Consider the following 22,845-nt stretch of genomic DNA (forward strand, 5'->3'; position numbering starts at 1 on the left):
ATAAAAATAAATAATAACCAAAATGTTCGCTTTGATTACTGATAGTTATAAAACAGCACTAACTGATATTATCCTATCAAGTCTCCATCTATATTCAGAGGATAAAAATCAAGCAATAAGTAGAACGGCTTCAAAAAACCAAACTATGTAAAGAAAAATAAAATAGGCTGAAACCCTTTTATATTCTGCCCGATTCCACTAATCAATATTCACAGCAACCTACTTCTTATGAGTATACCTTTAAAGCTTCGCAGTGGTTTTAGCTTTGATGAAGCGATTTTAATGGCTAAGTTCTCCAAACGAAGTTATGAAATATTTCAAGTCGGAGGAGGCTCTGTTGAAGATGCCGAAGTCCAAGATATCTATAACTCTCTGTATAAGAATGAGGGCTGGAAATTAGTTCATAGCTTGCAAAATAATGAAAATAATATCCGAGGTTTCATTTTTAAACGAGAAGAAAGTAATCAATTTGCGGTGATTTTTCGAGGCTCGATTGTTACCGATCGCGGTCAAATTGAATTAACGGATATTTTGACCGATCTCAATTGGTCATTAATTAACTATGGTTCTCTACCAGATACGCGAGTCAAAGTTGCACGGGGATTTTTTGAAGGATTTGAAGCGGTCAAAGACGAACTTGCTGTTTTTTTCCAGGTTCTCTTAGGTCAAATTAATGCTCAAGATTTTGAGACATTTCAAACCTTGAATTCTGGCAAACAAATTGCTATTGCCCATGCCATTGCTGCGGCTGGAGGAATCCGATTCGGACTGGCCTTTGAGCGCCGATTAAAAAAACTAATTTCGGAAGTCTTCTCTTATGATGCGATCGGCAACCTGAATCGAGCCTGGAGTTTTGCCCGCGATGAACTGTTGAACTTTGAAGATATCTCTAGAGAAATGAGTCAGTTATCGAATAGTCGCAGGGCTGACGCTAGCTTAAATTCTATATCTAAGATACCTAAAAATACCAGCCGCCTTGAGGTTTTCGTGGGCGGTCATAGTTTGGGCGGTGGTTTAGCTCAACTCGGCGCTCTGTTCTTAAAACGCCGCTTTAGTTCTTTAGGAGAGTTAGCTTTACGAGTCAAAGTATACACCTTTGGATCTGTGAAAGTTGGCAATCGGCATTTTGCCAATTACTACAACGAACAATTAGGAGAAGGATTTAGTTACCGCGTCGAAAATCAACTCGATCCGTTTACTCTAGTACCCTTTAGCCTTCCTTTCCCTTTAAGTATGGTTGCTGGCAATGGCTTGAGATTGGGGGAACTTTACTTAGGCAATTACGAACATGTGGGAGAAGTTCATCACGTAATCGGACTGGGAAATCACGGTGTCTCTCTGAATTTTGGGGGAGCGGCAGAATTTATGGGAGGTGTTCCTTTCCCTCACAGTTTCGATACCTACATTCAACTGCTGCAAGAAGACAAAAAACGGTGGCATCAGTTGTGGCAACCCATTAGAGGAATTCTCAGCATCTTTTTACAAGAAATGCTCCAGGAACAAGAAGCTGGGATTGTGATGACCACCGAAGAACAAATACGGGGAGTTCAAGAACAGACATCTGAAGAAATTCGGAATCTCAAGCAATCTCTAGACGAACTTAAAAGCGAAATTCAGCGATCGGGGCTGAACTTGAAGAACGAATAAGAACTGGTAACTTTTGCTACTTATGACCCCTACTGTTACTGCTCGCAATCTTAGTATCTTTGCTGGTCTACTTGCCTTAAGTATCGGGGCTGGATACGTTTTCCTGTTTAAAGTATCTAGCCCGTCACCCGCCAACAACGCCTCGTCATCTTCGTTATCGTTGCCCGCTGAAAAAACAAAAGTCCTGGCATTGGGGCGGTTGGAACCAGAAGGGGAGATTACCAAAGTTGCAGTTCCAGTGGGGGCGCAGATTGATAAATTAAAAGTTTCTGAGGGTGATTGGGTTAAAGCCGGACAAGTTTTGGCTGATCTCAAAAGTCACCAAGAAATGCTGGCTAAACGAAATTTGGTTGCTAGCCAGTTAGAGGAGGTGCAAAAACAGATACAAACAGATAGCTCCCTCAATAAAATTGAGATTGGTCAGGCACAAGCACAGATTAGTCAGATTTCTACTCCTCGTTTGCAAGAAATTAGCTCTCAAGAGGCTGCTGTTCGCCGATCGCAAGCAGAGTTGGATCAAGCAATTATCATACGCGATCGCTATGCAAAACTTTATGCTGAAGGTGCAGTTCCTAAAGAAGATTATGAGATTAGGAAGTTACTGGTTGTACAAACTCAGGAGAATTTAAGTCAAGCCAGAGCCAAGTTAGATCAATTAACCACGACCCGCACAGAGGATATCAAAGTAGCTCAAGAGAACCTCAAACGCTCAGAGATGAATTTAAAACGAGTCGCTAGCCATAGTGGGTTGATTTCAGCCATCCAAAATTTAAAACTAGCCCAGGCACAGTTAGAGCAAACTATTATCCGTGCGCCCAAAAACGGCCAAGTCCTGAAGATTTACACCCAGGCTGGAGAAGTGATTTCCGATCGCGGGCTTCTGGCTCTGGGCAACACACGTAATATGTATGTAGTGGCAGAGGTTTTTGAAACAGACGTTAAGTTGATTAAAGTCGGACAGCGAGCAACGATTACCAGTCCGGTTTTTGAAGAAAAAATGACTGGCACTGTCGCCAAAATTGGTCAACTGGTGTTCAAAAACGACATTATTGGGGACGATCCGACAGCAAAATCAGATGTCCGAGTGGTAGAAGTGAAAATCCGCTTAGATCGAAGCAAACTTGTCTCCGATCTTAGTAATCTGCAAGTAGATACCGAGATTGATTTAAATTAATTCGCTAAAGGTTTTTCAAAAGAAAACAGGGAATAGGGAACAGGGAATAGGGAATGGGGAATGGGGAATAGGGAATAGGGAACTTAGACTTTAACAATTTTTGCAGATGTCTAAATCATTAGGAGTCAGAGAATGTGACTAAACGTCAGCACCGCAAACACTGGAAAGGGCCCCCGTTGGCATGGCGCAACTTAATGCAGAGTAAAGCTCGCTTAAGCGTGGGAGTTTCAGCCATCAGCTTTGCGGTTTCCTTAATATTTATGCAACTTGGACTCTTTGGCGGAGTGATGAAGGGAGCGACGCTCCTCTATGACAGCCTCGATTTTGACATTGTATTGATTTCATCCAAGTCGCCAGAGTCTACCAATGTTCCACCCTTTCCTCGACGTTATTTGTATCAGGCAGGAGGGATGAATGGCGTTGCTGCTGCTAGACCGCTATACCTGTCATTTGGCTCGTGGCGCAATGTAGAAACGACGCGAATACGAGCGCTTTTGGTTTTGGGGTTTAATTATCGAGATCCTGTGTTGCGCGTGCCAGAAGTTTATCCGTATTTACAAGACCTGCAACGCCAAGATACCTTGCTAATGAATCGCTTTTCACGCTCCGAATTTGGCCCGAGAGAAGTAGGTCTGAAAACTGAACTGAGCAGGCGACAAGTTGAGATTGTGGGGTTGTTTAGCTTAAATAACACTATCCGTGCTGATGGCACTGTGATTGTTAGCGATGGAAATTTTATTCGTCTCAATCCGGGGCGATCGCTAAATGATGTGAGTCTGGGGCTGCTGAAAGTTGAGCCGGGTGTAAACGTTGATGAAGTCGTACAACGCTTACGCCAAATCATGCCGGCAACGATTAAGGTGTTCGATCGCCAGGAAGCCATGGCCAGAGAGCAGGAATTTTGGGTTAAATCTTCTTCGCTCGGTTATATCATTGGTGTTGCCGTTGTCATGGCTTTTTTAGTTGGGACTGTCATTGTCTATCAAGTCCTGAGTTCTGATGTCACTGAACGCTTGCACGAATACGCAACTTTAAAAGCCATTGGATATACTAATCTGCGTTTGCTGACAGTCGTTGTCCAAGAAGCGGTTGTGCTGGCGGCGCTGGGGTTTATTCCCGGTTGTCTTCTGGCTTTGGGCATGTACCATGCCATTTTTATTGCCACAAGACTACCAGTCGCCATGACTGTTAGCCGGATGTTATTAGTATTTGGCTTGACGATTCTGACATGTAGTGCGTCTGGACTTATTGTTGCTCGCAAAGTATTAGTTGCAGATCCCGCTGATGTTTTCTAGAAAAAAGGTTCGAGTTCTCCTTTTTAAGTTTTCCCTTGCTTGGCGCAACCTGCTCCAGCGCCGATCGCAGTTTTTCACAGCATTAGCCGCGATCGCCTTTGCAGTTTTTTTGATGTTTTCCCAACTCGGATTTCAGAATGCAATGTTGAATAGTAACGTTGCGTTTATTCAGGTATTAAATGCTGATTTAATCATGCTCAGTCAGCGACGCTATGTTACAGTTATTGACGAAACCTTTAATCGAACTCGATTATATCAAGCTAGACAATTTGAGGGCGTTGCCGCCGCTTATCCTCTTTATATCACTCTCGGTAGTTGGAGACGTTCTGGAACTGCTGAGGAAAGGTCTATTCGAGTACTGGGATTTAACTTAGACGATCCTGTTTTTCTTTTGCCTGAGATTCAAGCTGCTGAATCTGTTCTCAAAATGCCCAACACTGTATTGACCGATAGCAGGTCTCGCAAAGATTATGGTTCTATGCAACCGGGTGTGACGACTGAGCTTTCTGGTGTCAACATCAAAATAATTGGCACGTTTGAACTGGGTGCTGACTTTGTAACTGATGGCAATTTAATTGTCAGCGATCTTAATTTTCTGAGAATCTTTGCAACTAGACCTTCTGGCATTGATTCCAAGCTTCGTCCATCGCTCAATGACGTTGATATTGGTCTAATCAAAGTGACTCCAGGAACGAATAGCGATCGCCTAGAAAAGTTTTTAAATCAAGCTTTACCATCTGATATAGTTGTTTACACCAAACAACATTTTATTGCCAAAGAACTAGATTATTGGATGCAATCATCTGGAATTGGGGCTATTTTTGGATTAGGAACAATCATCGGTTTTGTGGTTGGTATTGTCGTAGTTTACAACATTATTTATAGTAATGTTACAGATAATCTACCTCAATATGGTACTTTGAAAGCCATTGGCCATTCTAATTTTTATCTTGTCAGTATTGTTTTTCTCCAATCTATAATTCTTTCATTTTTTGGTTTTTTTCCGGGCTTTTGCTTAAGTTCTATTTTTTATAAATTAATTTCTACGGCTACAGGGCTGCAATTAGAAATGGATTTTAACGTTATCAGCCTCGTGTTATTTTTAACAATTTTAATGTGTGTGATTTCTGGACTGATTGCCAGCAGAAAACTTAAAAAAATAGATCCTGCTGATATTTATTAACAAAGATTTTGAATAGATGTTGATATAAACCGATGTCTAACGAACCAATTATTGTCATCAAAAACCTCAACCATTATTATGGCAAGGGTCAATTACGCAAACAAATATTATTTGATATTTCCCTGAAAATTTATCCTGGAGAAATTGTGATTATGTCCGGCCCCTCTGGGTCTGGAAAGACAACACTGCTAACTTTAATTGGGGGATTGCGTTCTGTTCAAGAAGGTAGCCTTCAGATACTAGGACACGAGTTAAGCAAAGCCAGCAATCGGTTGCTGGAAAATGTCCGCAAGCAGATAGGGTTCATTTTCCAAGCTCATAATTTGTTAGGTTCCCTAACCGCAAACCAAAACGTGCAAATGTCTTTGGTGTTGAATGATGCGATCGCAATGGAAGAAGCGCAAGAGCGATCGCAAGCAATATTAGAGCAAGTGGGACTGCAAAAGCGGATTCATTCTTATCCACACCAGTTATCGGGCGGACAAAAACAACGAGTGGCGATCGCGCGGGCTTTGGTAAACCGACCCCAACTGATTTTGGCAGATGAACCAACAGCAGCGCTAGACAAAGCCAGTGGTCGAGATGTGGTGGAACTAATGCAAAAACTGGCAAAGCAGCAAAATTGTACCATTTTGCTAGTAACACATGACAACCGAATTTTAGATATTGCCGATCGCATTGTTCATTTAGAAGATGGTCGTTTAGCCTCGCCTACAGAGCAAGCAATTTTAGACATTGAGAGTACCACAACCTCATTAGTTAAAGCGAAAAAAGAGGAATTGAGCCGCACGCTCGAAGAATTAACAATCCCTCAGTTTTTGAGTTTGCTTCAGAAGCTCAAAGAAGAATTTGAACAAGTTTTGCAAGCAATGAATATTCTCAGCGAGCAAATGTTAAAAGCAAATATTGAGGAAGTGATTAGGGCTTTAGCCTGGAAAATTGCCCAAATTATGCGTGCGGATCGAGCAACTATCTTTGTAGTCGATCGGGAAAAAAACCAGCTTTGGTCTAAGGTTTCTCGGAGTGAAAATGAAGAAGCGGTAGAAATTTTCCTGCCGATGAATGATAGTATTAGTGGTTATGTTGCCACAACTGGTGAGAGTGTAAATATAACTGATGTTCAGCAAAATCCTCAGTTCTATAGAGAAATCGATCGAGCAACTGGATATCATACTTGTAATATCCTTTGCTTACCCATGTTCAATAGCAAAAACCAAGTGTTTGCAGTGGTTGTGTTGACTAACAAATTAGGAGGTAGCCCCTTTGATGCCAATGATGAACGTCTACTTCGCGAACTAACTGCACCGCTCAGTGTAATTCTAGAAGGTACTCTCTCGGTGTTACAACAATAGAGTTGTTGGGAATTGAAGAAGAATTCAGAAGTTAGAATAATATTTACCCTAAATAAGCTTTTTTAACTCGCTCATCACTAATCAATTCTGATGCTGCTCCTGTTAAGGTAATAGAACCAGCTTCTAAAACATAACCGCGATCGGCTATTTGCAGCGCCAAATTTGCGTTTTGTTCAACTAACAAAATAGTCACGCCTGTAGCCCGAAGATTTTCAATAATAGAAAAGATTTCCCGAACGATCGCAGGTGCTAAACCTAAGCTAGGCTCGTCTAAAAGCAATAGTTGTGGTTTACTCATGACAGCGCGAGCGATCGCTAACATTTGTTGTTCGCCACCACTGAGTGTTCCTGCTAGTTGATTGCGTCTTTGTGACAAGCGGGGAAATAGCTCAAATTGGCGCCCAATATCTGCTTTGATCTCGGCTTGATTGGAGCGAATATAAGCACCTAAAAGTAAATTATCAAATACAGTTTGCCGCGCTAATACTCTACGTCCTTCAGGACAATGGGCAATACCAAGTTGTACAACTTCGTGAGTTTGGCGACGAGTAATATTATGTCCATTATAGATAATTACGCCACTCTTAGGATTAACTACTTTAGATATGGCACGGAGTGTAGTTGTTTTTCCAGCACCATTAGCTCCAATTAGAGTAACTACCTCGCCTTTTTGAATAATTAAATTAATCTTTTTTAAAGCTTGGATACCGCCATAATTTACATCAAGTTCTTGAACTTCTAAAATTGTATAGTTTGGCTTACTATCGGCTTTCATGGGCGGTTTACATCCAGAAATGTTGATTCAAAATCTAAGATACATCAATCATACATTTCTTAAAACAGTGCCAAGACATTGCTTCAACTTCAAACTAACGCCATAATACCGTAATCTTTATGATGTACCATTAATTACTGATAAATATATCAAGCGTCCAGTGGGAAAAGTAGCAGATATTGGTAGCAAAGGACTAATTAATTTAGCTCCCGATGCATGGGTAAAGTGGGTAACACAACGTCCTGAAGTTGTGGCGAGAGAAATTCTCGGCTCTGAGTTTCACTGGATTAGCCGCGAAACAGATGTGTTAGTGAAAGCATACAGTGCCACTGACGGAGATTTTCTTGTACTCAATGAACTACAACTGCGTTACACAACACAGATGCCTCTACGGATGAGAGCTTATGCTGCCTTGGCACAAGAACGCTATCGATTGCCAACTTACCCAGTACTGATCAACATTTTACCGCCTTCATCCAACTTAACTATTGTCAGTAGTTACGAGCAGGAATTTTTAGGATTACGTGCTATCCAAGATTATCGCACGATCAATTTGTGGGAAATCGATGCTGAAATAGTCTTTGAGCAACCACTACCATCGTTGTTACCCTTTGTGCCAATCCTGCGAGGAGGGGGAGAGGTATCAGTTGTGCAACGCGCATTACAGGCGCTACGAGCAGACGCACAGTTGAACCAATTAGAATCATTGCTGGCATTTTTTGCTAGCTTTGTCTTAGACACGCCTTTAGTACAACAAATCATGAGGTGGGATATGGCAGTATTGCGAGAATCGCCTTGGTATCAAGAAATTGAGCAAAGAGGTATTCAGCTAGGTCTTCAGCAGGGTGTACAACGGCAGTTAATCCGAGTATTGCGACGACGCTTTGGTGAAATTCCTCATGAAGTGGAAGCAAGGCTTGAGGGTGAAAGTGTGGAAAAATTAGAAAATTTAATGGATAGTGCGATCGCTGTAAGTTCTTTAGACGAATTTATGGTAATTTTGTCTACGTAAATTCATTCATTTCCCAAATAAGCTTCAATTACAGCCGGATCGTTTCTGACTACAGATGGTTCACCCAAGGCAATTAATTGACCAAAATCTAATACAGCAATGCGATCGCACAAACCCATAACCAATGGTACATGGTGTTCTATAAGGACGATCGTCAAATTGAAGCGAACGCGCAGGCTACGGATAAATTCACTCAATTGCTGCTTTTCATTTGGGTTCATTCCCGCCGCCGGTTCGTCGAGAAGTAAAATTTGCGGTTCTAAGGCTAAAGCACGGGCAATTTCTAAGCGACGCTGATCGCCGTAAGCAAAGTTTTTGGCTTTCTCGTCAGCGCGATCGCTTAATCCTACTAAATCTAATAAATCGAAAGCTTTTTGCTTAGTTTTTAATTCTTCGCGAGGCGCTGGTGGTAATCCCAAAACACCTGTAATCATATTACTTTTGGTGTGTAAATGTCGCGCGATTATCACATTTTCTAACGCTGATAATTCCCCAAACAAGCGGATATTTTGGAAAGTACGGGCGATACCTAAAGCAGCAATTTGATGAGGACGCAGTTGAGAAACTTCTGCACCTTGATAAATTAATTGGCCACCAGAAGGTGGAATAAAGGCAGTAATCAAATTAAACAGTGTTGTTTTGCCAGCACCATTAGGGCCAATCAACCCAAAAATTTCATGTTTATTTACACTAAAAGATACATTATTTACCGCCACCAAACCACCAAAGCGACGAGTTAATGCTTTTGCTTCTAAGACAATATTGCTGTTAGCTGCTGAAATACTATGTGACATTTTCGCATATTATTATGAATTATAAAACTTACGCAATAACTCTCTAAAACTCTTAGTCCTTTGTGCCCTTTGCCTGCTTGACGGTTCGTTTTTTTATTTGAAAAACATCTGGAGTAATTAGCCCTTGAGGGAAAAAGATTGTACCTATTACTATAAGTAACCCAAAAATAATTAATCTACCATCTCGCAAAAACTGTGCTAACCAATTAGGTAAACCACCAGTATCAGCGAGGCTTCGCAGAATCTCTGGTAAAGCTGTAAATACCATACCTCCAATTACCGGGCCTAAAAAAGTTCTCGAACCACCAATTAAAACAAAAGTTAAATATATAATGCTGGCATCAAAAGTACCTTGACGAGCATTCCAGGTATTGAGGAAGTGAGCGCTAATTGCACCTACAACCCCTGCAAGCATAGCCCCCAATGTAAATGCCAAAACTTTGTAATAAGTCGGATCGATTCCCATTGCACCCGCAGCTAATTCATCTTCGCGGATCGCGATAAAAGCCCTGCCGACGCGGATACGTTCTAAACGATAAAGTAACACCATACTAATTAATAGTAATGGCAGAGCAATCCATAAATATTCGAGTTGTGTTTGGAAAGGTTGAGGAATGCCAAAAATTCCAACAGCACCGCCTGTAATGTCTAAATTGAGAGAGATAACGCGCAGAACTTCCACAAAAGCGATAGTTGCGATCGCTAAATAAATTCCTCGCAACCGTAATGCTGGAATTCCCACTAAGATACCCAAAAAACCAGAAATTACACCCGCAATTAACATCTCTAATAACAACAATGGAATTGAAAATAAACTACTGCTAGATGTAAAAACTTTGGTGGATAAAATTGCTGCAATATATCCACCTAAAGCATAAAATCCTGGACTAGCTAAAGACAATTGTCCTGTCATTAAGGGTAAGTAAAGCGATAATCCTAATAGCGCTCCCAATACCATAGAGACAATCAAAGAAGCGTAAGTAGCGAAAAAATCAGCCATTTTATTTAATATATTTTGATTAAGTTTAATCAAACTATCGCTTTTATTAACTATTAAGCTGTTAATATTTCCTCTGCTGTCAGCGTCAGTTCAGGAAAAGTTCGTGACACAATTCGTTCTGAACCTCTAAAATGTGTACATTGGTATTTACCATCATCATTTAATAGAAAAACAAACACCGCCGGAACTTTTGGATTTCCTAAATATTCTCTTAATCCAATTGCCAAATAATCTATAATCCAATATTCTGTAATACCTAAGCGTTGATATTCATCTAATTTATCAATGTAGTCATCTTCCCAATTAGTTGATGTCACCTCCACAGCTAATTGAATGGGTTCTTCAAGTGCAGCATAAGCAGAACGATTTGAGCGCCATTTATCTTTATCTATGACACTTACATCAGGCTTGCGCCCTTGCTCTATGCCATTAGCAGTTATAGTTTTAAAGACTGCTGTATTTTTTACTACGTAATTAAGATTTAAACGTTTAATTTCATCTTTGAAAGAGTCAGCCGTAAAGTCAGCGACATCATCATGATTTCTGGTTGCACGCACTTCTACAATTTCTCCATCTACAAGTTCATATAAACCTGACTCTGAAGACTGTTCTAAAAATTGGTCAAAAGTTAATTTTTGTTTGGTATATGTTTTCATAGCACTACTCTCTTTAAACTTTCTGAATAAACCGCCGTCCTAACAAACCTTGGGGTCTAACTAATAGCATGATAAACAAAATTGCAAAAGCTACTGCGTCTTTATATCCAGAATAATCAGCAGGAACAAACGCCTCTACTAATCCAATTAACAAACCTCCCAACACTGCACCAGGAATACTACCTAAACCACCTAAGACAATTACTGCTAAACCCCGCAAACCAAAAGCAATGCCGAAATATGGCCCTGCAATACTAACACTAGAGGCAACTAAAGTTCCTGCTAATCCTGCTAAAAAACTGCTAATGAAAAAGGTTAGGATGATAAAGCGATCGCTATTAATTCCTAACAAACTAGCTGTAGTTGGATCTTCTGCGATCGCTTGCATTGCCTTACCATATTTAGTCCGATTGATAAAATAGGTAAGAATTGCCACAATCGCTACTGACACAGTAAAAATTACCACTTGAACACTACGAATTGGAATCGGGTTTTCTGAACTACCAAAGTTAATTGCAGGTGGCAAATTACCATAAGTATTTGCGGGGTATGTGTAACTTTCCGCGCCTATTAAATACTGGATTAAATTCACAATTACTACTGCTACCCCCAAACTGGAAACAACAGTTAGCAAAGGATCGGAGCCTTGACGGCGCAAAGGTTGAAAAGCAACGCGTTCCATCACTACCCCTACCAATCCTGCCAAGGTGCTTCCTAAAATTAAGGATATAGCAAATGGTAATTTTATTGGCAAGGCTGCATTAGCCAGCAAACCATTAAATCCAAAGTTCCCACCCATAAGTGCATAAGTGAAATATGCACCCAAGGTAAAAATCGCGCCATGAGCTAAATTAATAATGCCCAAAATCGAATAAACCAAAGTATATCCCAAGGCGAAAATTGCATAGACGCTACCAATGGATAACCCATTTAATAATTGCTGCAAAAAGATATTAATATTCATTTAGCAACTATTTTAGAAATGTAAATTTACCTTGACTACCGTCTTTTTCCATTTTGATTTGAGCAACATAAAAATCTTTTTGCACAACTTCACCTGTAGGAGTAAAACCAATTTCACCCAATGGTGTATTGTATGTTCCTTCAAGTATTTGTTTATTTAACTGCGTCCGTAATTCTGGTAGCTGTAGTTTATTGACTTTGCTCTTTTTATCTAAAGATTGGAGTGCTTCGACATAAACCTGCACTGCTGCAAAAGCTTGGGCGCTAAATTGGGGTGGTTCTTTTTTATATTCTTCAATATAAGCTTTACGAAATGCCGTGTTAATTTCACCTGGATGTTCTGGACTGTAGGCTTGAGCAATCAATACCCCATCACAAAGTGCTTTACAAACTGGCAATAAATTCGATGTATTTAGACCATTTCCACCGACAATTAAACCTTTATAACCCAGTTCCCGCAATTGCCTAACTAAATTACCACCATCAGCAGCCAAGCCAGAAATAATTACCAAATCTGGTTTGAGATTAATCGCATTGGTTGCTTGACTTTGAAAATCTGTGTCACTAGTTTGGAATTTTTGCACTGTTACCAATTCTAGCCCTTGATCCTTAACTGTTTGCTGAAAAATTTCCGTTTCTGACTTGCTAAATGCATCATTTTGGGCGTAGAAAACTGCAACTTTTTTCAGTTGAGGATTTTGCTTAAGTGCCGCTTTCACCGAATTAGGTGCAACGATGGAAACTGGTGCAGAAACACGAGCAACGTAATCACCAATTTCGGGAATATTTTTAGCAGTATTTGATGGGCCAATAATTGGTACTTTTGCCCGTTCGCCAATGGGATCGGCACTAAAGGCTTGCTGTGACAAAGTCGGGCCCACAATTCCAATAACTTTATCTCTATTAATTAGAGTTTGAAAAGCGTTAATTGCTCCTGCTTCATCACCGCTAGTATCTTGAAAAACTAATTTTATTGGTGTGCCATTAACACCACCTTTACTATTAAAATACTTTTGGGCAAGTTTGGCTCCAGCGACTTGCTCTTGACCAAGTAATGCCACATTGCTAGTTTGGGCAACACCAATACCAATAGGAATAGCACTTGATAATGTACCCGTTGTTGCTGGGGTATTGGTTGCAGTATTATTTGGGGTACTATTTGGAATACTATTTGGACTAGTATTTGGACTATTAGTGGGAGAATTTGTCACTGTGCTAGTGCCACCACCACAGCCTGTTAGTAGCAAAGCGCAAGTTGATAATAATGCTGTTGTCCGAGCGATCGCGTTGTTCATCGTTGGATAATCATCTAGTTATGAGATATTCGGCAAGAGTTAATAGTAAAGTTCATAATCTGCAAACAAAATGATGCAGATTTACACTTTTGCACGAATTCTATTAAATCATTCTTATTTCACCATGCAAAGAGAAATATTCAAAGTGCTTGTAAATACAAATTATTATAATTAGTAATGATTTTATCATTCCCTGGTTCTAGTGCTATGAAGTCGCCAGAAAACTATCTACGTCATAGCGTCTGGGTTAACCAGGTAATTTTAGGTAGGTTAAGTATTGAGTGAGAATCTTAAGTACTTTTTTCATTACCAGTTAATTCTCTAGGTTCGTAGTGACGGCAACCGTTACACGGGCCTTCAGGATTAATAGCACAACGGATATAGCCAGATCGGGCATTAAACTTGCAGCTGATATCGCCAATCAGATAACCTACCCCTTCTAAATAATAGCGATCGCCTTCCACAGGTCTAAGGTTTTGCCGTCCCTGTACCACTGGAAAATTCATGGCTGCTTGCCTCATCCGCAAGCGCGATCGCTGGGTTCTACGGATCATCCACAAGGAAAACAGGGACGGTAAAAAACCAACGGCAATCACTAAAAGTGTTTTTAACACCTTCTTTTTACCTCTTCTGTGCGCTGATTGATTGTCCCTGATGTTACACTCTGGTTTTACGGAAGTGCAAATATTAGGACGGCTTTGTTTCTTTGTCACCAACTATGATTGCAAAGAAATAATGGCAGTGTAGTATCTAGCAATTTTGAGAAACGAGTTCCTTCTGCCACTTCAATCAGCATAACTGTTACAACCTCAGAGGCGATCTGCCGTTGAATGTTGATATAGCACAAGCCTTGGTGGTTAGGACATTAACAGATGATAAAACTTAGACACAACAAGACTTTTCACCCAATCCCCAGCGATGCACTGAGCTTGTCGAAGTGTCACCAGTCCCCAGTCCCTTGCTAAAATTTTAAGATTTGTTGACTAATACCTTTTTGAAGAAGCGTTTTGTGTCAGCTTCAGCCCCATTCTTGTTTTTTCTGTGTCGCTGCGATGCTAATCTTTTTTTGGTTTGCTGACGAAGTTGCTGTGCTAGCAGTGCAGCTTCCCTTTCGGCTCGGAATAAATCAACTTTTCGCGTTGTCAAAATAAATGATTCGTCAGACTTTCGTTTCACCCAAGGGATGCTAACTGCGAAATACTGACAAATATTTTTGCATATCTCTTTTATCAAGAATGGGCAACGTTTTTGAGTATTCATTTTGTTAGCGATCGCTTTCAACTCTAATATCGCTGCTTCTAACTCTTGTGCCATCTGATTGATGCGTTCGACTTGTATTATAAAACGCTCCCGTTCACTGATGATTTTTTTTTCTTGGGGTTGCAGTGGCACTATAGCAGTAGTTACAAATGTAGGCTGGAATAGCAAAATAGGCTTTTTGTCCGTGTCTGGAATTTTTTTCATACTACCTCAAGCAAGGCTAGCTGACTTTTAAAGCATTTTAGCAGCTAATTAGTAAATTTGTACTATAATATTACCCCACCCTGGTTTTGTCTAAAGCCAAAACTGCCTCTCCCCTTGGTAAGGGGAGGGGTTGGGGGTGGGGTAAAGAGTATGTTGAGCGTAAAGCTCAAGGGGCGTAAAAGTAAATCATCATTTAAGGTTTTAATGACTTGGCGATCGCTATTCCTGTTTTTTACGAAATAAGTAATACCAAACCGTCCCCCTTTCCAATTCCCTTTCATAGCGATCGCAGGGAATCTTCATTAGCGAAGCGAGATAAAGGCGCACCGAGCTTCACAAAAATTAAATAACGCGATGTGCGACTTTTTTTATTCTTGTGGGATGCACATCTTGTCCGTCCTTTCTGGGCAGGCAAGATGCCTACCCCACAATGAATCAAGGTTTAACAAAATTAAGTTGCACACAGCGTTAAATAGCAGTTCGATATTGCAATCAAGCGAGAAGCGCGATATTGAATTCGGGCAGTCATTTGTTGAATTCGGGCGGTCGTTTGTTGAATTCGGGCGATCGTTTGTTGAATTCGGGCGATCGTTTGTTGAATTCGGGCAATCGTTTGTTGAATTCGTTCGAGCGTTTATTGAATTCGGGCAAGCGTTTATTGAATTCGGGCAAGCGTTTATTGAATTCGGGCAAGCGTTTATTGAATTCGGATAAGTTTCAATAAATTCACGCAACAAATATACTAATTTTTGTATTAAATAGTTTATATATACTGAATATTGCTGGTGTCGATCGCCACGATTTTGTTTATCCTAATGGTGTAAAGACAGGATAGAAGTCAGTTTTTATCTTAGTACACGATCGATAGAAGGAAAGTTATTTATGTCACGTCGAACACGTGGGTCTAAAGTACTTGATAGGGCACAGCGTCGAATTGCGGCTTTGAAATCGATTAGTCCCACCTTAGATTTAGGTAATGGAGTTACTATTGACACCTTTGCCGCCGCCATCAAAAAAACACAGGACAAATTGGAAGTTTATAACTCCAGCCTCTCCACTGTGGATATAACTCAGGGAGCCTTTGAATTAGAGGAAAAGTTGCTGATGGAACTAACAGAACATGTGTTAGTCAGTGTAGCTGCAAAGTATGGCAAGAATAGTGATGAATACAAAATGGCAGGGGGCGTTCGTCGCAGCGAACGCAAGCGTCCAGTGCGGAAGCCTAAGCAAGAGGTTGTTGCTTTATAAAGACAATACATTTGGGTTTTTTGACACTCTCCCGAATTGAATTCGGGAGATTCTTGGTTAGGTGGCGAACCAATAGAAAAAAGATAACATTTAAATAGCGATCGCTTGAGTTTTAGAGAAATATGGCGTAGACGCATAGCAGGTTGTCGTCAGACATCGCTCGGCGTTGAACTGGAAGCTATAAATGGAAAAATGACCCGTACTTTTAATCCAGAATCTTATGGTAAATTGCTAGCCGAGTATCAGCCAAAAATCATTACCACGGAGGCAGAAAACGAACAAGCGATCGCACTCGCATTAACCTTAGAACATCGTCCCAATCGTACACCAGAAGAAGAAATGCTGTTGCAACTGTTGGTGACTTTAATTGAGCAGTTTGAAGAAACCCATTACCCAATTCTCCAAGGTACACCCAATTCGATGTTGGTACATCTAATGGACGCACGCGATACTACAACCGAAGCATTAGCTGAGGTAATTGGTTCATTGGAAATTGCCTCGCAAATTGTTAATGGCGGCACTATTAGTAAAACTCAAGCAGAAGCGTTGGCGGACTATTTTAATGTAGATATCAGTTTAATTATTTAGCTTATCTTCTATAACAACGCTCTTAAAACCAGCGCTTAGTATTGAGCCGGAAATTTAATATTTTGGTATGAGGTTAAAGGTGCGTAGACGCGCAACGGTGAGGGGGTCGCAGTCTTGGCGGTTCCCGTCGATTGCGAACCCCCAAACCCGAAGGGCTTGTCCTTAGACATCGCTTTTCCACTCGATACAACAGCTACAAAATCTTTTGTTAGTTAGCTTCTAGAGCTTGAGTAAACTATGAACCTGTACCAAAAATTCTATGTGCTAACCATCCCAAACCCAAGCCTAGACTAGAAGTGCTAGCTAAAATTAGAAAAGTATGAACCTTGCTAAAAGATTTTCGTAATTCATCTCCAGCCTCAGCCACAACCCAAACCACAACCCAAGCCACAACCCAAAATATAACCTCAATCACAGCCCCAGCCCCAGCCCCAGCCACAGCCACAGCCCCAGCCACAGCACCAGCCATGGCTACGGCTACAGCCCAAGTACTAGCCACGGTTACAGCTACAGCCCAAGCACTAGCCACGGTTACAGCTACAGCCCAAACTATATACGAAGCCTTTAACGCGGCTAACAAGTAGCCTATTAATAAGTAGCTTAATAATACACCAACCAACCAGCCCCAGGGAATAATTCTAGGTGATTTCGTAGCTGGTTTACCTGGAATTGCTTCTGAGTTGAGCTTGGCTTTGGAACGGACAACTTCTTTTTTATGAACTAGATCAACAGATGGTGGAGGCGTTGCTTTTAGTGCTTCTAACATTGCTAACCATACCTGCATCAACTGAGGGCGGTCTTTTGCCTCCAGCGCCATACCCTTGAGAATTGCTTGATTTAATTGATCGCTGATGCTTGGATTAATTTGTTTAGGTGGAGTTAAAAGAGCATTATCGAGCTTGCGAGTCAGAGAAGCTGTAGGGCGTTGACCTGTTACTGCATAATAAAGTGTAGCAGCCAAACAATAAACATCTACTGTTGGCTCTCGACTACCTCTGCTAATCTGTTCATAGGGCGCAAACCCTTCATTACCCGCAATACTCTTTGAACTCAAAGTTTTAGGTAAAAGTTCTTTAGCGATTCCAAAGTCAATTAAAACGGCTTTGCCATTACTCCGCACCATGATGTTTCCAGGATGGGCATCTCTATGTACTAAACCTGCTTGATGCACTACGCTCAAAGCTTCCCCAATTTGGCGGATGCAGGGTAGAATCTCTGCTTCTGGTAAAGCCCCCTTACGCTTCACCGCTTCAAATAAATTTTCTCCCTCAACAAAGTCCATCACTAAACAGTGGGTAGCACCTTCCCGAAACAAATCACTCACTCTCACAATATGAGGATGAGGGTCTTGAGATAAGCGTGCGAGTATCCGCCCTTCTTCAATAAATCTCTCTATGTACTTTTCATATTCCGGATCTTGGTTGAGGTGTTCATTAGGTGTCTTAATTACAACTGTTTGCTTTAGTTCAACATGCAAAGCCTTATAGGTAATTCCAAATCCCCCCTGTCCCAGAACTTGCTCAATTACATATTTGCCACCTAGCAATTGTTGTCCTGCTATCCAAGGCATAAATGACCTCTAAATAATTCGTAATTCGTAATTCGTAATTAAGGCACGCTCAACAATATATAAGACAATCTCTTTAGATAATTGGGCATGAGTCAAAATCATTACTTTAATATCAACACCCTGATGAAAGTTTACCTAAATCTACGGTATTTTACTAGATGAGGGAGTGGGCGACAGTGATGGTGGACTGGAAGATGGAGAGGGTTTGAAAATAGGAATCCAAGAAGGTATGGCTGCAAGTAAGGCTATAAAAACTCCGATCGCCGCTATCACCACAGTCCAAAACTGAATTTTTTTATCCCAGTTCGAGTTAGTATTCGAGGATACAGTTGCCACAGGCTGAGAAGTCTCCCCAGTTAAGCCCAAAGAATCAAGCCATTCTCGCATTGATTGAGGACGCTCTTTAGGATCTAGCTTCATACCTGTTAAAATTGCTCGGTTTGTGCGATCGCTAATCTGAGGATTCCATTCTTTTGGAGACACTAAATGCTCGCCGTCCACTTTGCGCTTTACTGCATTAACAGGTGTTCTTCCTGTCAGAAGTTTATACAGAGTAGCTGCTAGTGAATAAATATCGCTATATGCACGAGTTATAGTACCTCTAGCGTAAAGTTCAGGGGGCGTAAATCCATCAGAAGTTTCCTTAGTTCGGCTTGTGGTTAAGATATGGTCAAAGTCTAAAGCTAAACCAAAATCAATTAGTACCGCTTCTAGCTGTCCCTCTCGCTTCCGCAACAAAATATTTCCTGGATGCACATCCCGATGAATCAGTTCATTTTCATGTACAACTATCAGTGCTTCCCCAATTTGCCGAATGTAACGTAGTGCGTCTGGTTCCGAAAGTGTTGGTGGGCGGAGGTCAGCCAAACTCACTTCATCCACATACTCCATTACCAAACACAAACAGTCTGCTTCCTCAAAGGAATCTACGACCTCCACAATATACTTATGCTTACACTTTTGAAGCTTTAAAGCCTCCCGCAAAAACATTGTTTTTAGCCGTTCGCGTTCTAACTGGTTTAGGGAATTTAGTAAATTGTCATTTAAGGTTTTGATGACTTGGCGATCGCCATTCTGATTTTTGACCAAATAGGTGATGCCAAAGCGTCCTCTTCCCAACTCTCTTTCAATGGTGTATTTTCCACCTTGCAAGCGATCGCCAGCTACCCAAGCCATCTTTGCAACTCCCAAAATGCTTAGATTAATTCTCACACAAGAGAGCTTTAATAACTTGAGCCTAGTTTGGCAGAACAGGTGCGATGTCTACGATGGTCACTGAGCTTGTCGAAGTGCGGGCTACGCCTACGCTTTTTTCTCTCTCTATTGCTAAACTAAAAACAACCTTTAGCTAGTGCAAAGGTAACTTATGACCTCTGCAATCAACCTCGATACCGATCTCACCCCATTTCCTGACCACACGCAGCTACCAGACTCTGACGGCACCTTTGTGAAAAATTGGCAAGAGCATCCCCAAAGTATCTTACTAACGGATTCAATTACACCCATTCTCCAGCAATTACATCCAGAAGGTCAATATTGTATAGGTCAGGACTTAGGTATTTACTGGCGGTTGACAGATCCTCCAGAGAAAGGAGCAGCAGCACCGGATTGGTTTTATGTAGGAAATGTCCCGCCCTTACTAGATGGATTGACGCGCCGTTCTTATGTATTTTGGCGAGAACACATCGCTCCATTAATTGTCTTAGAATTCGTCTCTGGTGATGGGAGTGAAGAACGAGATACAACCCCTTGGAAGGGCAAATTTTGGATTTATGAGCAAGTAATTCGTCCTCCGTTTTATGGCATTTATGAAGTGAATAAAGCCAGTATAGAAGTGTATGAATTGATTGGTGGACAATACCAGTTATTAGCAGCAAATGAACGAGGACATTATCCTATACCTCCTTTAGGAGTGGAGTTAGGCATAAGGCTTGGAGTTTATCAAAACGTGGAATTGCCCTGGTTACGTTGGTGGGATTTGCAAGGTAATTTATTGTTGACTGGCGATGAAAGAGCAGAACTTGAACGCCAGCGCGCACAACAAGAACACCAACGCGCAGAACTTGAACACCAACGCGCAGAACTTGAACGCCAACGAAATGAGATTCTGATTGCTCAATTGCGATCGCTCGGCATTGAACCAGAAGCATAATATCGATAAAAAATCAACTACTTATTTACATCCATTCCGTTATGGATGGAAGAAACAAGTCAAATCCTCTTCCCTTCTGCCTTCTGCCTCCTGCCTCCTGCCTTGTTTCTTAGAAGAGGGATTATTTGTAATTAATTACTTTCTTTATGAAATTAAGAATATACGAAATAGCTGATACCGAAGAAATTATGACATTGTTCTACGACACTATTCATGAAGTGAATATTCACGATTACACACAAGAACAAGTAGATGCTTGGGCACCAGCAAACATGGATATTGAAGTTTGGATTAAAAGTTTAGGAAGCAAGTTTACTTATGTAGCAGAAGAAGACAAAATTATTGGTTTTGGAGAATTAGAAGCTAATGGTCATATCGATCGTTTCTATTGTCATAAAGATTTTCAAAGGAAAGGTGTTGGTAAGAAAATCTTAGAACAGATTGAATTAAAAGCAAACTCTTTAGGGTTGAAAAAGTTATATACAGAAGCCAGTATTACAGCTAAACCTTTTTTTGAGAGTCAAGGATTTATTGTTATCAAAAAGCAAGAAGTAGAGCGTAGAGGGCAAAAGCTGATAAATTTTGTCATGGAAAAATACTTAAAAAATTACTAAATTCAAAGGTTGTTCTAGCTTATGGTTTGTAAGCGACAGCTAGCATCACAGAAGCAGGAATTTCCACACCATTTTCTGTGACATACTTTGAGGCTCCCTCAATAATTGCGTTTTCAATATTACGCCGTTGTTCATCGGTTTGCATTGCCAATATTGACCCCAGACGCGCCGAACTTACAATAATCTTTGGCATGACATCTTCAGGTGTAGAGAAAGTCCATTTGATGGGGAGTTCAGTGACAGACACCTGAGTGAATCCCTCGGCGCTTAAAACCATTTCGCATTCAGTGGGGTCGCCAAAGCGAAACAGGGGTGGCCCAGAAGGTAGGTTCACATCCATGCTGCCATAAGTCTGCACTGAACCCAGTATCAGAGCCATAAATGGATTGCGCGTTGGCGGTGTCCAGCAGGTGAAAGCATAGCGTCCTCCCGGTTTGAGTACGCGAAAGGATTCAGCGATCGCTTTTTCTGGGTTGGGGAAATGGAGGATACCCAAGTTACAAACCACCGCCTCAAACTGGCCCGACTCGAAAGTTAGGTTTTCAGCGTCCCCATGATAGAATGACCCTTGAGGACATCGCACTTTGGCAATGGCCACCATATTCTCTGCAAAGTCTAATCCTGTGACTATAGCTTGCCGCTTTAGTGCTGCGGCACTAAGCCAGCCAGTGCCGCAAGCCACGTCTAGCAATCGAATACCAGACTTAGCTCCAACGGCATCCAATATGGCTTCATCTACTTGAGAAGTCACAACAGCGATCGCGCGATCGTATTCTTGAGCTATAAGAGAAAATTTGTCGCGCTCAAATTGCTTGAATGCCTCGTGAGTAATGATGGAATTATCCGTCATTTATTCACATCCAGCAACCGCGAAGTTTGTAACCGACTCATCCACTTTTCTAAATAAACTCGATTAACTTTTTGCTCATTTGGATCTTTAGTATCTAAAGGATGAGGCATCAGTCCCAAAATCGTTGCTGTCGTCACGCAAAACATCGATTTTTGGAAACTCATACAAATTTGAACTCGCAAATCATCTTCACCCCGAAGACTGCGACGATAAATTTCGTGCAAATATTCTGGAAGATAATGACGCATATCTTGCATCAACAAGGTAGGAGGAATACCCGCGCCACCGATGGGTAAAGGATCGGCATACAATGCACCATATTGAAATCGACTTTGATCGGGAGAGATTTGATAAGCTTGGGCGTTGTATGAAACAGTACCGTGGAAAGGAGTTCCCCGGAAAAATACTGCCTCTACATAAGGTATTGCTGTATCTGCTAAGAAAGTCAAACCAACGCTTTTGGGAATGATTTCATAGACCTTACCTCGAATTTTGACAGCGTAGGTAATTGGGTTTGATGCATTTGCCACTAATCCTGATTTAATGTGGTCTACAACTTGGGAAATCGATTTGATTTCGCCTCGGTCATAGCGGTCTGATAAGTTGAGGAACATATCAGCCATGACTCGCCAGAATTGACCTAAACCGGTGTAGTAAGCAGAGACGCGCAACTGTTCTGTTAAGAAATCTGGAAACAGTTGGTTAATACCCAGAATCAAGGGATTATTTTTAAATTTTGCGGCAATAACGGCTTGCGCTCTTTCTTGAAATTCTTGTGTATCTAAATACGTATCTAGTCCGCCGCCACCATGCCACATCATGCCTTTCATGCAATATTCGGCATATTCAAAATTGATTCGGTCATGCCACCAGTGACGGAGTAATTTCTGAAAAGAAACCTCTCCATTAAAGTATTTAAAAAATGGGAAAAATACTAAAAACTGATGCTCGGCAATATAGTTAAGATTTATTGAGTAAGCATCTAAAACTACCCCATAGCTTTTAAGAATACCAACAACTTCTAATACATTCTCTGGACTATCAGGGAGTAATGCATCTCCTTTTTGTAGGCGTTCAATATACTCAGCTAAGGGATTGTGAGGAGCTTTTTTTTTAATAGTTACCATTGGCATCTCTCCAAAAAGTTTAGGAATTGGGGTATTGGGCATTGGGCATTGGGCATTGGGCATTGGGCATTGGGCATTGGGCATTG

The 22,845-nt window shown here is 41.1% G+C and carries 24 protein-coding genes; 11 read left to right on the forward strand and 13 right to left on the reverse strand.

The genetic code is table 11. The annotated features are described in order from the left end of the window. Positions 1-228: 228 nt before the first annotated feature. The 5 genes from RMZ42_RS18830 to RMZ42_RS18850 all read left to right on the forward strand — a co-directional run bounded on the left by RMZ42_RS18830 (position 229) and on the right by RMZ42_RS18850 (position 6,651). Entirely contained in the window at positions 229-1,647 is a 1,419-nt protein-coding gene (locus RMZ42_RS18830) for a lipase family protein (RefSeq protein ID WP_322672817.1), read from the forward strand. A gap of 22 nt (positions 1,648-1,669) precedes the next feature. Next, positions 1,670-2,821 (forward strand): efflux RND transporter periplasmic adaptor subunit, encoded by a 1,152-nt coding sequence (locus tag RMZ42_RS18835; protein ID WP_322672818.1) that lies wholly within the window; start codon positions 1,670-1,672, stop codon positions 2,819-2,821. 134 nt (positions 2,822-2,955) lie between these two features. Then, on the forward strand, positions 2,956-4,116 hold the full coding sequence (devC, locus tag RMZ42_RS18840; protein ID WP_322672819.1) for an ABC transporter permease DevC: 1,161 nt from the start codon (positions 2,956-2,958) through the stop codon (positions 4,114-4,116). Continuing rightward, positions 4,106-5,299, forward strand: coding sequence for an ABC transporter permease DevC (gene devC, locus RMZ42_RS18845; protein ID WP_322672820.1), 1,194 nt, complete (start codon positions 4,106-4,108; stop codon positions 5,297-5,299). The genes devC (RMZ42_RS18840) and devC (RMZ42_RS18845) overlap by 11 nt, the downstream gene beginning before the upstream one ends. A 32-nt stretch (positions 5,300-5,331) precedes the next feature. Further along, entirely contained in the window at positions 5,332-6,651 is a 1,320-nt protein-coding gene (locus RMZ42_RS18850) for an ATP-binding cassette domain-containing protein (protein ID WP_322672821.1), read from the forward strand. Between the two features lie 43 nt (positions 6,652-6,694). Here the strand turns inward: RMZ42_RS18850 and RMZ42_RS18855 are convergent, their stop codons facing one another. Then, positions 6,695-7,426, reverse strand: coding sequence for an ABC transporter ATP-binding protein (locus tag RMZ42_RS18855; RefSeq protein ID WP_322672822.1), 732 nt, complete (start codon positions 7,424-7,426; stop codon positions 6,695-6,697). Between the two features lie 160 nt (positions 7,427-7,586). On the opposite strand from RMZ42_RS18855, the gene RMZ42_RS18860 reads away from it, so the two are divergent. Next, complete coding sequence (locus tag RMZ42_RS18860) at positions 7,587-8,438, forward strand: Rpn family recombination-promoting nuclease/putative transposase (RefSeq protein WP_322672823.1); 852 nt, start codon at positions 7,587-7,589, stop codon at positions 8,436-8,438. 2 nt (positions 8,439-8,440) lie between these two features. On the opposite strand, the gene RMZ42_RS18865 is transcribed toward RMZ42_RS18860, so the two are convergent. From RMZ42_RS18865 to RMZ42_RS18900, 8 genes are all read right to left on the reverse strand, one after another. After that, entirely contained in the window at positions 8,441-9,232 is a 792-nt protein-coding gene (locus tag RMZ42_RS18865) for an ABC transporter ATP-binding protein (RefSeq protein ID WP_322672824.1), read from the reverse strand. Between the two features lie 52 nt (positions 9,233-9,284). Next, positions 9,285-10,232 carry a branched-chain amino acid ABC transporter permease gene (locus RMZ42_RS18870; protein WP_322672825.1) on the reverse strand — a complete coding sequence of 316 codons (948 nt, stop codon included), beginning with the start codon at positions 10,230-10,232 and terminating at the stop codon, positions 9,285-9,287. A 53-nt stretch (positions 10,233-10,285) separates the two neighbouring features. Next, complete coding sequence (locus RMZ42_RS18875) at positions 10,286-10,888, reverse strand: Uma2 family endonuclease (protein WP_322672826.1); 603 nt, start codon at positions 10,886-10,888, stop codon at positions 10,286-10,288. A 13-nt stretch (positions 10,889-10,901) separates the two neighbouring features. Then, positions 10,902-11,852, reverse strand: coding sequence for a branched-chain amino acid ABC transporter permease (locus tag RMZ42_RS18880; RefSeq protein ID WP_322672827.1), 951 nt, complete (start codon positions 11,850-11,852; stop codon positions 10,902-10,904). Between the two features lie 7 nt (positions 11,853-11,859). Continuing rightward, on the reverse strand, positions 11,860-13,146 hold the full coding sequence (locus RMZ42_RS18885) for an ABC transporter substrate-binding protein (RefSeq protein ID WP_322672828.1): 1,287 nt from the start codon (positions 13,144-13,146) through the stop codon (positions 11,860-11,862). 290 nt (positions 13,147-13,436) lie between these two features. Then, complete coding sequence (locus tag RMZ42_RS18890) at positions 13,437-13,760, reverse strand: DUF6464 family protein (protein WP_322672829.1); 324 nt, start codon at positions 13,758-13,760, stop codon at positions 13,437-13,439. A gap of 355 nt (positions 13,761-14,115) precedes the next feature. Beyond that, the gene (locus tag RMZ42_RS18895; protein ID WP_322672830.1) at positions 14,116-14,610 is read right to left on the reverse strand and encodes a hypothetical protein; all 495 of its coding nucleotides are present in this window, start codon (positions 14,608-14,610) and stop codon (positions 14,116-14,118) included. 277 nt (positions 14,611-14,887) lie between these two features. Then, positions 14,888-15,025, reverse strand: coding sequence for a hypothetical protein (locus RMZ42_RS18900; protein WP_322672831.1), 138 nt, complete (start codon positions 15,023-15,025; stop codon positions 14,888-14,890). A gap of 71 nt (positions 15,026-15,096) precedes the next feature. On the opposite strand from RMZ42_RS18900, the gene RMZ42_RS18905 reads away from it, so the two are divergent. The 3 genes from RMZ42_RS18905 (at position 15,097) to RMZ42_RS18915 (ending at position 16,446) form a co-directional block, all read left to right on the forward strand. Beyond that, entirely contained in the window at positions 15,097-15,324 is a 228-nt protein-coding gene (locus tag RMZ42_RS18905; RefSeq protein ID WP_322672832.1) for a hypothetical protein, read from the forward strand. Between the two features lie 168 nt (positions 15,325-15,492). Beyond that, the gene (locus tag RMZ42_RS18910; protein WP_322672833.1) at positions 15,493-15,858 is read left to right on the forward strand and encodes a hypothetical protein; all 366 of its coding nucleotides are present in this window, start codon (positions 15,493-15,495) and stop codon (positions 15,856-15,858) included. 105 nt (positions 15,859-15,963) lie between these two features. Continuing rightward, positions 15,964-16,446 carry a transcriptional regulator gene (locus tag RMZ42_RS18915; protein ID WP_322672834.1) on the forward strand — a complete coding sequence of 161 codons (483 nt, stop codon included), beginning with the start codon at positions 15,964-15,966 and terminating at the stop codon, positions 16,444-16,446. A 235-nt stretch (positions 16,447-16,681) separates the two neighbouring features. Here the strand turns inward: RMZ42_RS18915 and RMZ42_RS18920 are convergent, their stop codons facing one another. Both RMZ42_RS18920 and RMZ42_RS18925 read right to left on the reverse strand, forming a co-directional pair. After that, positions 16,682-18,016, reverse strand: coding sequence for a serine/threonine-protein kinase (locus RMZ42_RS18920; protein WP_322672835.1), 1,335 nt, complete (start codon positions 18,014-18,016; stop codon positions 16,682-16,684). Between the two features lie 141 nt (positions 18,017-18,157). Beyond that, positions 18,158-19,192, reverse strand: coding sequence for a serine/threonine-protein kinase (locus tag RMZ42_RS18925; RefSeq protein WP_322672836.1), 1,035 nt, complete (start codon positions 19,190-19,192; stop codon positions 18,158-18,160). A gap of 190 nt (positions 19,193-19,382) precedes the next feature. Between RMZ42_RS18925 and RMZ42_RS18930 the strand changes: the two genes are divergently transcribed. Continuing rightward, positions 19,383-20,168, forward strand: a complete 786-nt coding sequence (locus RMZ42_RS18930; protein ID WP_322672837.1) for a Uma2 family endonuclease — start codon at positions 19,383-19,385, stop codon at positions 20,166-20,168. Positions 20,169-20,314: 146 nt separating this feature from the next. Then, positions 20,315-20,782 (forward strand): GNAT family N-acetyltransferase, encoded by a 468-nt coding sequence (locus tag RMZ42_RS18935; RefSeq protein ID WP_322672838.1) that lies wholly within the window; start codon positions 20,315-20,317, stop codon positions 20,780-20,782. A gap of 19 nt (positions 20,783-20,801) precedes the next feature. Here the strand turns inward: RMZ42_RS18935 and RMZ42_RS18940 are convergent, their stop codons facing one another. Both RMZ42_RS18940 and RMZ42_RS18945 read right to left on the reverse strand, forming a co-directional pair. Then, complete coding sequence (locus RMZ42_RS18940; RefSeq protein WP_322672839.1) at positions 20,802-21,632, reverse strand: class I SAM-dependent methyltransferase; 831 nt, start codon at positions 21,630-21,632, stop codon at positions 20,802-20,804. Beyond that, positions 21,629-22,759, reverse strand: coding sequence for a CO2 hydration protein (locus tag RMZ42_RS18945; RefSeq protein ID WP_322672843.1), 1,131 nt, complete (start codon positions 22,757-22,759; stop codon positions 21,629-21,631). Before RMZ42_RS18945 ends, RMZ42_RS18940 begins: the two co-directional genes overlap by 4 nt. Positions 22,760-22,845 lie beyond the last annotated feature (86 nt).

This window comes from Nostoc sp. DedQUE05 (assembly GCF_034530955.1).
Classification (GTDB): Bacteria; Cyanobacteriota; Cyanobacteriia; order Cyanobacteriales; family Nostocaceae; genus Nostoc.